General features: G+C 46.5%; 9 protein-coding genes. All 9 read right to left on the reverse strand.

Annotated elements, in window-relative coordinates; all coding sequences use genetic code 11:
* Positions 1-60: 60 nt before the first annotated feature.
* Positions 61-1,575, reverse strand: coding sequence for an amidophosphoribosyltransferase (gene purF / locus LSG37_RS11900; protein ID WP_233080075.1), 1,515 nt, complete (start codon positions 1,573-1,575; stop codon positions 61-63).
* A 20-nt stretch (positions 1,576-1,595) separates the two neighbouring features.
* The gene (locus LSG37_RS11905; RefSeq protein WP_233080076.1) at positions 1,596-2,084 is read right to left on the reverse strand and encodes a CvpA family protein; all 489 of its coding nucleotides are present in this window, start codon (positions 2,082-2,084) and stop codon (positions 1,596-1,598) included.
* 59 nt (positions 2,085-2,143) lie between these two features.
* Positions 2,144-2,857: an SPOR domain-containing protein gene (locus LSG37_RS11910; protein ID WP_233080077.1), complete on the reverse strand. Its 714-nt coding sequence runs from the start codon at positions 2,855-2,857 to the stop codon at positions 2,144-2,146.
* A complete protein-coding gene (gene folC, locus LSG37_RS11915; RefSeq protein ID WP_233080078.1) occupies positions 2,854-4,134 on the reverse strand; it encodes a bifunctional tetrahydrofolate synthase/dihydrofolate synthase in 1,281 nt (426 codons plus the stop codon). Before folC ends, LSG37_RS11910 begins: the two co-directional genes overlap by 4 nt.
* A gap of 9 nt (positions 4,135-4,143) precedes the next feature.
* Complete coding sequence (gene accD, locus LSG37_RS11920) at positions 4,144-5,016, reverse strand: acetyl-CoA carboxylase, carboxyltransferase subunit beta (RefSeq protein ID WP_233080079.1); 873 nt, start codon at positions 5,014-5,016, stop codon at positions 4,144-4,146.
* A gap of 135 nt (positions 5,017-5,151) precedes the next feature.
* Positions 5,152-5,946, reverse strand: coding sequence for a tRNA pseudouridine(38-40) synthase TruA (gene truA, locus LSG37_RS11925; protein WP_233080080.1), 795 nt, complete (start codon positions 5,944-5,946; stop codon positions 5,152-5,154).
* Between the two features lie 181 nt (positions 5,947-6,127).
* Positions 6,128-9,133, reverse strand: coding sequence for a FimV/HubP family polar landmark protein (locus LSG37_RS11930; RefSeq protein ID WP_233080081.1), 3,006 nt, complete (start codon positions 9,131-9,133; stop codon positions 6,128-6,130).
* A 190-nt stretch (positions 9,134-9,323) separates the two neighbouring features.
* Complete coding sequence (locus LSG37_RS11935; protein ID WP_233080082.1) at positions 9,324-10,343, reverse strand: aspartate-semialdehyde dehydrogenase; 1,020 nt, start codon at positions 10,341-10,343, stop codon at positions 9,324-9,326.
* A gap of 137 nt (positions 10,344-10,480) precedes the next feature.
* The gene (locus tag LSG37_RS11940; protein WP_233080083.1) at positions 10,481-11,629 is read right to left on the reverse strand and encodes a 4-phosphoerythronate dehydrogenase; all 1,149 of its coding nucleotides are present in this window, start codon (positions 11,627-11,629) and stop codon (positions 10,481-10,483) included.
* Positions 11,630-11,732 lie beyond the last annotated feature (103 nt).

Genomic DNA, 11,732 nt, shown 5'->3' on the forward strand with positions numbered 1-11,732 from the left:
AGTAAAAGGGGCCAGTTAAAAACTGGCCCCTTTTTGATTAACAAGTCTGACTAAGAGCGATCAGTTGCCTTCGTTATGCAAATCTAAACTTGCAGATAACTCGGCTTCTTTTTTGCGCTTAGAGGCTTCATTGCGCTGTGCATCCAAACGATTCAGGTACGCCTGATCTATGTCGTTGGTCACATAAACACCGTCAAAGACTGAAGTTTCAAAACGCTTCAGCTCTGGGTTTTCAGAACGTACCGCATCGACTAAATCTTCCAGTGATTGGAAAATCAAACCATCAGCACCAATGATTTTGCAGATACTGTCCACATCGTGACCATGAGCTATCAACTCGTTAGCCGATGGCATATCAATACCATAGACGTTCGGGAAACGAATTTCCGGAGCTGCAGAGGCGAAATACACTTTCTTGGCACCAGCTTCACGCGCCATATCGATGATTTGCTCTGAAGTAGTACCGCGAACTATAGAGTCATCCACCAGCAAGACGTTTTTGCCTTTGAACTCCTGCCAAATAGCATTCAGCTTACGCTTGACGGACTTTTTACGCTCCCCTTGACCCGGCATAATAAAAGTACGGCCAATGTAACGGTTTTTCACATAACCCTGACGGTAAGGCAAACCTAACTCGTGGGCAATTTGCAAAGCAGCATCGTTACTGGTCTCAGGGATTGGGATCACTACATCAATATCTAAATGCGCCCATTCTCTTTTGATTTTTTCACCGAGCTTTTTACCCATAGCAACACGAGACGCATACACAGACACATTGTCTATGGTTGAATCCGGGCGGGCAAAATAGACATATTCAAAAATACATGGGGCATAGCTTGGGTTTTCAGCACATTGCTGGCTGAACAGCTCACCGTCTTCAGTGATATAGACAGCTTCACCTGGCGCCACATCACGCAGCACAGTAAAACCGTCAGCATCTAAAGCAACACTTTCAGAAGCGACCATATACTCAGTGCCAAGTGCAGTTTCACGTTTACCCATCACCAGAGGACGGATGCCGTTTGGATCACGAAACGCCACTAAACCATGGCCAATCACCACAGCCACCACCGCATAACCACCGCGGATTTTACGGTGTAAATTAGCGACAGCACGGAAAATATGGTCAGGATTTACATGCATATCGGCATGAATATCCAGCTCATGAGCAAAAGCGTTTAATAGCGCTTCTGAGTCTGAGTTGGTATTGACATGACGACGGGCGGTACGGAACAACTCGTCTTTTAATTCTTCAGAGTTCGTCAGGTTACCGTTGTGCGCCAGCGCTATACCAAAAGGACTGTTGGTATAAAACGGCTGAGCTTCGGCCGTACTGGCAGAACCCGCTGTTGGGTAACGCACATGGCCTATGCCCATATTGCCAGACAAACGCTGCATATGGCGGGCTTCAAATACGTCTTTCACTAAGCCATTGGCTTTGCGTAAGCGTAAGGTTTTGTTGTCTACTGTCACTATGCCGGCGGCGTCCTGACCACGGTGCTGCAACACAGTTAAACCGTCGTACAACGCCTGATTGACCGGATACTTACCTACGATTCCAACAATACCACACATCGATTATTTCCTCGCCACGCTTAGGGTCGCTGCATAAAACTGGAATGGGCTTTGATGTACTCAAAAAACCATTCAATGATAAAACCAAATTCGGGTATTAGTTTGGACGCTTGCCACCAGTCGGTTTGATCTGCAGTGGTAAAAGCATCCAGGAAAAATAACAACGCGCTGACCACCAGCACACCACGCAGGGCGCCGAAGATCAGGCCAAGTAATCTGTCTGTGCCGGATAAACCTGTAGATTCAACCAAACGGCCTATCAGGTAGTTAATTAAGGCACCAAGGATAAGAGTAGAAATAAACAGAACAGCAATGGAGACCGCATTACGCACCAGTGCGTCTTGCAATTCAGTGAAATAGGTTGCCAGATAGGGGTAATAATAACTGGCAACAAAAAAGGCCAGTATCCAGATAATCAGTGAAACCGCTTCTTTGGCAAATCCCCGGACCAGACTGATAACAGTCGACAGGCCGATAATTGCCAGAATGGCATAGTCAATCCAAACCATTTGCTACCAAAGGATGCTTAGGGACGGCGCGCATTCTACCAAAACACGCGCCTGAACACCTAATTATTTTCGATAGGCTTAAAAGCTGTCAGCTTCAGACCTTGAGTTCCGGTTAGTTGCTGCAATTGAGGCAGTTTTTGTTCCAAGCGTTCTTTTTTCAATTCAGGGCCAACCACAACACTGACCATAGACTGGCCCTGAGCATTAGTGGTTGAACGGGTAAAGGTGGTAAAACCTGCTTCTTTCAGTTTAGCCACTAAAGCAGTGGCGTTTTCCACTTTACCGAAACTACCAACCCGCACTATCCAAGCCGTTTCATTGAGTGCTGGATTCCCTTTCGATTCAACTGGTTGTTCTGCAACAGGCGCAACAGTTGCGTTATTCACTGGCGCTAACGGGTTTTCAGTCGGTACAGGAATAGGATCTGTACTTGTGCCGTTAGCAGACTCTGCCACCATAGTTGCACTGTCTGCTGCAGCTTCGCTGCCTGGCGCGCCAGCAGTCACTTGCGCAAAGCTATTATCAGGTAATCCTGCATCAGCAGCAGGCTCATTCACCGGAGTCGCCAATAATTCCTGCTGCTTTTCGGCTAATTGCTGCTTAGTAAATACCTGCTCCTGTTGCACTGTGGCAAATTCAGGACGTTCCGGAATAGCTTTAAACTCGTTTTTCACCACTTGTTTTTGCCCATCCAGCAAATCAGGTAAAAAAACGATGGCAGCAATAATTAAAATACTGCTGCCAATTAAGCGGTTTTTAAAGGCGCTGGTCATACATCTGTCTCCTTTTGCAGCGCTAGAACTGCCGACACTGTAACAAAAGAGCCGAAAATCACCAATAAATCATTAGCCTGCAAAGACAACAGCGCTTTTTGGTAACCCGACTCTAAATCTGAATAACAGCAATAGCTGCTTTGTATTGGCAACTGCCCCAACAACATATTCGCCGAAGCTCCACGAGCACCAGGTAAGTCCACCAGATGCCAGTGATCCGCGAGTTGGTGGAATGGTGCCAAACTTTGCTGAATATCTTTGTCTTTTAACATCCCCACCAGCAGATGCACCCGAGCATAACGCTCTTTGATGAACTGAAGCTGAGCCGCCAGATAACCAGCAGACTGCGGATTGTGCGCTACATCCAATAAAATACCGGGGGTTTTGCTCAACCATTGCATACGACCGGGCAGACTTAAAGCAGACAATACCTCTGTTGCCTGTTGCTTCGAAGGTAATAAAGCTAAGGCTTCCAGTGCAGTAAGAGCTGTCGCAATATTTTGCAAAGGAACAGTTGCCAGAGGTAGTTCTTCCAAACGGCTCTGCACACCTTGCCAGCTGAAGCTCGCTTCTGTGACGTTGTACTGGTAATCCGTATTGATACAAAGCAGTTGGGCTGCAATATCCTGACTGTACTTCAGTACCGACTGTGGAATATCAGTCTCACCAATCACAGCAGGCTTGTTTGCGCGAAATACACCGGCTTTTTCACGACCAATGCTTTCACGGTCTGGCCCTAAATAATCCTGATGATCTAAATCGACTGTGGTCAGAATACTTAAATCAGGCTCGATAATATTAGTGGCATCCAGACGACCGCCTAAACCGACTTCAATCAGGCAAATATCCGGTTGCTGTTGTTTCAGCAGATAAAAAGACGCCAGTGTGGTGAACTCAAAATAGGTCAGTTCAATATCGCCACGCAATTGCTCGATAAAAGCAAAAGCTTCACACCAAAGAGTGTCGGCTACATCTTCGCCGTTGATGCGTAAGCGCTCGTTAAACTGCAGCAAATGAGGAGAGCTGTATACACCGACAGACAAGCCCTGCACTGCGCAGAGCTGTTCAAGAGTGCGGGCAGTAGTGCCTTTGCCATTGGTGCCAGCGATCAGAATTTTTTTACCAGGCAGCAGATGCAAATCGGCACGCTGAGCGATGTTAAGCACCCGGCCCAATCCCAGTTCAATCTGATGTTGCGGATGTTTCTGTTCTATATAACAAAGCCAATCCGTCAGAGTCTGGCAGGATTGGCTTGCAGGCGATAAAAGATTGGTCATAACACCTTACTAGGCGACGCGGTGTTCCTTGGCAGGAGCTGGCCATCGCATGAATTTAGCCACAAGTCGCGCAATTGTATCGCGCATTTGGCGGCGGTCAACAATCATGTCGATAGCACCGTGTTCCAGCAGGAATTCACTGCGCTGGAAACCTTCAGGTAATTTTTCACGTACTGTCTGCTCAATAACACGGGGACCAGCAAAACCGATCAGAGCTTTTGGCTCACCAATGTTTAAATCGCCCAGCATGGCCAAACTGGCAGATACACCACCCATAGTAGGGTCGGTCAGTACAGAAATATAAGGTAAACCTGCTTCGCTCAGCTTGGCTAAAGCCGCACTGGTTTTTGCCATTTGCATCAAAGACATCAAAGCTTCTTGCATACGGGCGCCACCACTGGCAGAGAAACAGATAAAAGGCACTTTGTTTTCAATGGCGTATTCGACACCTTTGACAAACTTGGCACCCACTACAGACGCCATAGAACCGCCCATAAAAGCAAATTCAAACGAAGCCACAACGACCGGCATGCCCAATAAAGTGCCGCGCATTACCACCATGGCATCTTTTTCATTGGTTTCTTTTTGCGCAGCAACAATACGGTCTTTGTATTTTTTGCTGTCTTTAAATTTCAACAGATCCTGAGGTTCCAGCTCTGCAGCCAGTTCAACCATACCACCGGTATCAAGGAAATTGTTTAAACGGTCTCTGGCACTGATACGCATATGGTTGTCGCATTTAGGACAAACCCCTAAGTTCCGATCCAGTTCTGCCTTGTACAATACAGCTTCACAAGAGGTACATTTAGTCCAGACCCCTTCAGGAATATTACGACGGGATGAAGACGAAGTTCTGGGCAGAATTTTTTCTAACCAACTCATAGTTGTTCCTTGGTATCGCAGCAGGGCTTGAGCCCAAACTTAGTTTATTGTGTAAAAAAGCGCCGATCATGCGGCTAACGGCGCTTATTAAAGCACAAAGCCATGATAGAACCTATAGCTAACTGGTCGTAGTTGTTAGCAAAAGCTGTCGGGCAGGAACAGTGGTCCCAGTGGCATTTTCGGAATACCAAAGTGTTCAGGGTAGTCCACATCCACCAGATACAAGCCTTCAGCTTTGGCCGTCGCTGCTGCTAAAGTCCGATCTTTCGCTGCCAGCAATTCTGCTATCCATTCAGGCTCTTTTAAGCCCATTCCTACCTGTAACAAACTGCCGGTGATATTGCGTACCATATGGTGCAAAAAGGCATTGGCTTTAATATCCAGCACAATAAACTGTCCTGTCCGGCTTAAATGCAGATGCATTAGATTACGGAAGGGACTGTGCGACTGACACTGGATAGCACGAAATGAGGTGAAATCATTTTCACCCAGCAAATGGACAGCAGCTTGTTGCATCAGTTCAATATTCAAATCCTGATGATAATGACTTAAGCCTGCCCCCAAAATGGCAGGCCTGAATTTATTGTTGTAAATCACATAACGGTAACGACGAGCTGTGGCAGAAAAGCGGGCATGAAAATCATCTGAAACTTGTTTTGCCCAGCGTACGGCTATGCCATCAGGCAGATTGGAGTTGGCCCCCATAATCCAGGCGCGCATATCACGGTTGGCATCGGTATCAAAATGCACGACCTGACCAGTTGCATGCACACCAGCGTCAGTGCGGCCAGCACAGGATAATTCAATAGTTGCATTCGCAACTTTGGATAACGCAGCTTCGAGATGACCTTGTACGCTTGGCACTTCACGTTGCCTTTGCCAGCCAAATAAACCTACACCGTTGTATTCGATACCTAACGCAATTCGCATTCTGACTCCCATCACTTAGGGGCGGAAGTATAACTCAGGGATTACAGGAAACTCACGAATTTTAACGGTTACAAGCGAAGCTCGGTATTAAAAACAGAAGCATGATTTGGTTTTGTGGCGACATGAGGTCAGTATGAAATTGAAAACTGAAGGGTCAGAGTCTTGACTCTGACCCTGAGATTTACAGCTGGTCTTTTAAGCTTTTAGCTTCTTGTTTGATATGCTCAGGCGCGGTAGAACTTAATACTTTATCAATCAGATGTTCAGCACCATCCTGCTCACCAATTTCGATATAAGCACGAATTAAATCCAAATCGGCAGCAAACCCCTGCTCAGCCGGATCCAGTTCAGGTTCGTGTTGTGCGGCAATAAAATCCTGATAATCTTCCAATCCAACATCAATATTGCGTACAGGATTTTGAGTCAGTTGCGGCTCATCTTCAGAATCGTCCAGTAATTTATCCAGCGCCAATAATGAAAATGCCAAATCATCAGATGGAGTGTTCTGCTGTATTTCAACTTCTGCTTGCGGTAACGGTTCGCTCTCTGTTTCTGTATCAGCTTTATCCAGAGCTAATTCGGATAACACAGCATCAGCTATATCTTCATCTGCCAGCCTGATTTCAGCATCAGTTTGAGCATAATCAGCTAACAACGCATCAAAGTCTGTGTCATCTAAGGCTTCAAGTTCTGATGCAATGTCGTTATTGGCCTGTTGCGTGTCATGCGATATCACTTCGGACTCTGCAGTGTCCTCAAGGTCCTGTTCCAATTCAAGATCATCATCAGTGTCTTCAACAGAACCAGCTTCATCAGAAAACTCCAGATCCGGGTATTCTTCTAATACTTTGCTTGGATTCTCCACTGACAAGGTGGCAGCAGATACACGACTGACACTTAAATCTTCCTGCAGATCAAGATCAGGCACCGACTCGCCAGATGGCTGCTCGACAGCCTGATCAGTCAGCTCCTGCCATGCCTCACTGGCTTCAATGTCGTCTGACATCTCCTCAGCGCCTTGTGCGGCGTCGGTATCTGATACCTCAGGCTGTATCTCATCTGGGCTATCAATTTCATCCACAACCTGATCATCTGAGTCTGCGGCTAAGACTTGATCCGGTATCGCATCTGTATGTTCTGATAGGCTTGCGGTCTGATCATCAGCCAGAATGTCACTTTCAGGTTCAAGTTCGTTGATAAGCTCTGCTAAATCGCCATGATCTGCATGAAAATGTGCAGGCATTGCTGTTGATTGCTCTTCTGCCGGCTCATCGGATAACAACAGAGCGACATCACCAGGGCTCAGCGGGTAATCATCCTCGTCAAATTCCAGAGTAGTTTCAACAGCATCTTGTGTTTCAGGCTCAAGATCCGGTTCATCAGTCAGACTAAAAGCATCAGGTTCAGGCTCACTCACCTTATCTGTGTTTGCACTGTCAGGCCAGTTGGTTGTGCCATCCAGCAAGGCATCAATATCAATATCGCTTTCATCTTCAGTCGATGATGGCTCTGAGATGGATAATTCTTCATCAGCAAGTGATTCAGCAAATTCATCCAGCTCTGAGCTGTCAAAATGAGGTTGCTCTGGCATCAGATCCTGTAGGTCCGCAGCCTCTTCAACTGGCACTTCCGGGGAGCGGTCCGATACCACTTCTTCAGCTTGAGGCGCTTCGTTTGTCACCACCAATTCATCCAGCAGGGAATCAAAGTCGACTTCTTCAACTTCTTCTATTTCATCCAGACTGAACTCATCTGTTTCGTCGGAAACCTTATTACTTACAGCAAAAGTGTCGCTATCTGGTTCATCCAGTTCAATTTCTTCAATCAGTTCATCCTGTTCATCGTCAGTCTGCTCTGCTTGTTTTTGCTCTTCCGCTAACTGCTCAGCGACAGCCTGAGCGAATATATCGTCAGGGTCATCCAATTCAGGCTCTTCATCAAACAGAGCGGATAAATCAGCGCCAGATAAAATATTATTTGGATCAAACTCTTTGGCTGGTGCTTTTGTCGGTTGATCCAACAAATCATCCAGCAGCTCATCATCCATTGAACTGGCGTCGAGTAGATCTTTGCTGTCCAGCAAGTCATCGTCATTCATCAGAATGTCGTCAAACTCGTCCGCTCTGGTATCCAGTAACATATCATCATGTAAATCAATAGGTTCATCATCCAGCCGTATACCTTGACTGCCGGTATCCAACAAAGATTCATCCAGCGTCATCAGACTGCTTTCGTCAAAATCCAGACTTTCATCTAAAGGAGGTAAGGGTGAACGATAGCCTGATTCTTGCTGAGGCACTGCCGTAGCAGCGCTGACTATTTGCTCTGATTTTCTGGTCCGTCGTTTGATCCAGCCCAATACCGCAAACAACACAAATAAGGTCGGTAATGTGGCTAATAACACCCAGGTCAAACTACTGGAGGAAATATTTTGCCACAGCTCGGCAAAACTTGTCCCTTGCTGCTCCCGCTCTATCTGGGCCTTTTGTTGTGCCAACATTTCAGCCTGCTGGGCCACCAACAACTGCAATTGCTGCTGAATTTCGCTGTCTTTATCGACCTGAGACTTCATCAGCAGCATTTGGTCAGCCAGCTGATCCAGCTTATCTTTTAGCGCAGTGTTGTCCGCCAACACAGCTTCGACTGTAATTTTTGATTCCGCTAGTTTGCTTTGCAGATCAAGAAGTTGTCCCTTTTGTTGCCCTTCAACGCGGCTCAACTCCTGCTTAATTTCCTGCTTGGCTTTATCCACGTCTTTTTGCTGTGCAGTGTTTATACCTTGTTTCACTTTGGCTGCTGCTGCGGCACGCACTCTGTCAGCCCAGATCCGATCGTCTTCTTCCGACTTACGTTGCGCCTCCACAGCATCAACCTGCATGATTTCATCCACATTAGGAATAGCCAGAAAAGAGCCGACATTCAGATGGTTGAAGTTATCATCAAGGAAAGATTGAGGGTTTTTCAGATAGATGGCATGCATCACCTGATAAATATTTAAACCTGGATGTGGCCTTGCTTCTTCGGCAATACGCCATAAGGTATCGTTGGGTGTCAAAGGGCCTACCCGACTACGAGCCGGATTTTCGGTGCTTTTTGGGCCTTTAAGACGCAAGGTGGTATCTGCAGTGGCGTTAACACTGCAGATCTGCAACAGAATACTGAAAATAAGAAGCCCAACTAAACGCATCGATGATCCTTTAAGGCCGGAGATTATTTTTGACACAAAAACACTGCAAACATCGTTCCACACTGGAATAGTAAACCAGATGAATGCGACTGGCTATGCTTAAACACTATCTGCATATCGGCAGCTAAATCAATTGCTTTAGAAACAACAAAGGCCCCGTCAGGAGCCTTTGTTTAGTTTTAATCTGTGTTTACAGATAGTCGCGAATTAAATGCTCAGCGATTTGAATACTGTTGGTGGCGGCGCCTTTACGGATATTGTCAGCAACAACCCATAAGTTAATCCCATTTTCATGGGAGAAATCCTGGCGAATACGACCAACAAACACATCATCCTGACCCGCAGCATTGCCTACCTGAGTCGGATAATCAGCATTGTCTTCCATCAGCGTCACACCAGGTGCATTGGCTAACAGCGCTTTTACCTGTTCAACACTGATTGGCATACGGGTTTCCAGATGCACAGCTTCGGCATGACCATAAAACACAGGCACACGAACCGCAGTCGCATTTACAGAAATGCTGGCATCGCCCATGATTTTTTGGGTTTCCCAGTGCATTTTCATTTCTTCTTTGGTGTAGCCGTTATCTAAAAACACATCAATTTGCGGAATACAGTTAAAAGCAATCTGACGGGCAAACTTGCTGCCTTCTTCCAAAGGACGACCATTGAGTAACTGCGCCGTTTCTTTAGCTAAAGCTTCAACACCTTGTTGACCAGCACCAGCCACCGACTGATAAGTCGCTACATTGATACGGCTGATCCCCACTGCATCATGAATAGGTTTTAACGCAACCAGCATCTGAATAGTGGAGCAGTTTGGGTTAGCAATGATATTGCGGTTACGAAACTCAGCAATAGCATGAGCGTTCACTTCAGGCACCACCAATGGAATATCAGCTTCGTAACGGTAGTGAGAGGTGTTGTCGATCACCACACAACCTGCATCTGCAGCACGAGGTGCATAAGTTGCAGATACACTGCCACCTGCAGAGAACAAACCTATCTGCACCTTAGTCCAGTCAAAGGTCTCAGCATCCAGTACTTCGATTTGTTTACCCTTAAAGGTGATAAAGCCACCGGCAGAGCGGCTGCTGGCTAAAGGATAAAGTTTATTTACCGGAAAATCGCGCTGCTCTAAAATTTCAATTAAATGCTGGCCTACTAAACCTGTAGCACCTAACACAGCGACGTCGTATTGCTGAGCCATGGTTATTCCCCCTCTGATTACTGGCTGCTTTACCCTTCTTACTTAACGCTGCCGCATTGTTGACTACGCTCTTCGCCCCAGTCACATAGGACTACTATGCTCCTGGGGTCTCGCTCGCTTGTCGCCGCGCTGCAACGTCAATTAATTTGGGTGTTAAAACCTAATGTTGTTAAAAACTCAGGCACTTCTTGTCCTGTCAGCCGCACCGAGCTGTATTCACGCCGCGGTGAGTATGACTTTCTAAGCCAGTCAAAACCTTGTGTTTTCTTATCTTGCATCATATAGAAACGAAACAAAGCATCGTCCCGGCGCACATCATATAACAGCCGGGTTAAATTTTGGACATCTAAAAGTCCAAAATTTGAATTTATTTTCACCTCTGAAACTTGCGGCTCTGGTAGCACGTGCGTCAGGGTCTTTGCCGGGCTTAACCCCAACTGTTGGCAAAATGCCTGATACAGCATTTCAGTACCACGAGCTTTGCCTTCGATGCTGTGCCCTGCAATATGCGCAGTGGCTACATCTGTAAAGGGAATTAACCTTAAATCAGGTTCTGGTTCATTGGCCCAAACATCCAGCACCAGCGCTCGTTTCTGACCAGACTGAGCCTCTGTACATTGAGCATCCGTCAATAAAGCGTCGTTATTGGTCACTTCACCACGACAGGCATTGATCACAGCGCAATCGGCTTTCAGCAGCTTTAAAGTCCGGCTATTCAATAAGTCCACTGTGGCATCTGGCCCGGTCTTTACCAAAGGCACATGAAAACTGACGATATCGAGCTGAGGCAATAATTCTTCAAACGGAATATGCGGAAAATCAGGTTCAGTGGCAGCACGTTGTGGGTCACAGCACAAAACCTTGATGGACAAGGCCTGAAGAGCACTCACCAGCACACGACCTATATTGCCAACCCCGACCACACCAACTGTTTTTTGCTGCAAATTCCATTGGTACTTTTCAGCCAGCACAAAGATACTACTCAAGACATACTCAACCACAGACTGAGCATTACAACCAGGCGCGCTGCTAAAACCAATACCCCGTTGTTGCAGATAGTTCTGATCAATATGATCAGTGCCAATAGTGGCCGTACCGACAAACTTCAACTTTGGGCTTTGTGACACTAACTGCTCATTGACTTTAGTCACAGAACGCACCAGCAATACATCAGCATCTGTAATTTGTTCTGAAGTTAAAGTACGGCCGTTAACCAGCGTCACCTCGCCTAAATCAGCAAAGAAATCTTTGACGTACGGCATATTTTCGTCGGCGTATATCTTCATCTGTATCAGTCCACTGTCACAATGGCGGTATTGTAACGACGGTCTATGTTTTGAGCCATCGGATTTCTGAATTTTTGCTAAGCCAATAAAAAAACGCTGCATC

The organism is Rheinheimera soli, from assembly GCF_021290985.1.
Classification (GTDB): Bacteria; Pseudomonadota; Gammaproteobacteria; order Enterobacterales; family Alteromonadaceae; genus Pararheinheimera; species Pararheinheimera soli.

Excerpts from the sequence above, each read along its gene's own strand:
- purF (WP_233080075.1), bottom strand. The coding sequence starts at position 1,575 with ATGTGTGGTATTGTTGGAATCGTAGGTAAGTATCCGGTCAATCAGGCG.
- LSG37_RS11910 (WP_233080077.1), bottom strand. The coding sequence starts at position 2,857 with ATGACCAGCGCCTTTAAAAACCGCTTAATTGGCAGCAGTATTTTAATT.
- LSG37_RS11905 (WP_233080076.1), bottom strand. The coding sequence starts at position 2,084 with ATGGTTTGGATTGACTATGCCATTCTGGCAATTATCGGCCTGTCGACT.
- accD (WP_233080079.1), bottom strand. The coding sequence starts at position 5,016 with ATGAGTTGGTTAGAAAAAATTCTGCCCAGAACTTCGTCTTCATCCCGT.
- LSG37_RS11935 (WP_233080082.1), bottom strand. The coding sequence starts at position 10,343 with ATGGCTCAGCAATACGACGTCGCTGTGTTAGGTGCTACAGGTTTAGTA.
- LSG37_RS11930 (WP_233080081.1), bottom strand. The coding sequence starts at position 9,133 with ATGCGTTTAGTTGGGCTTCTTATTTTCAGTATTCTGTTGCAGATCTGC.
- truA (WP_233080080.1), bottom strand. The coding sequence starts at position 5,946 with ATGCGAATTGCGTTAGGTATCGAATACAACGGTGTAGGTTTATTTGGC.
- folC (WP_233080078.1), bottom strand. The coding sequence starts at position 4,134 with ATGACCAATCTTTTATCGCCTGCAAGCCAATCCTGCCAGACTCTGACG.
- LSG37_RS11940 (WP_233080083.1), bottom strand. The coding sequence starts at position 11,629 with ATGAAGATATACGCCGACGAAAATATGCCGTACGTCAAAGATTTCTTT.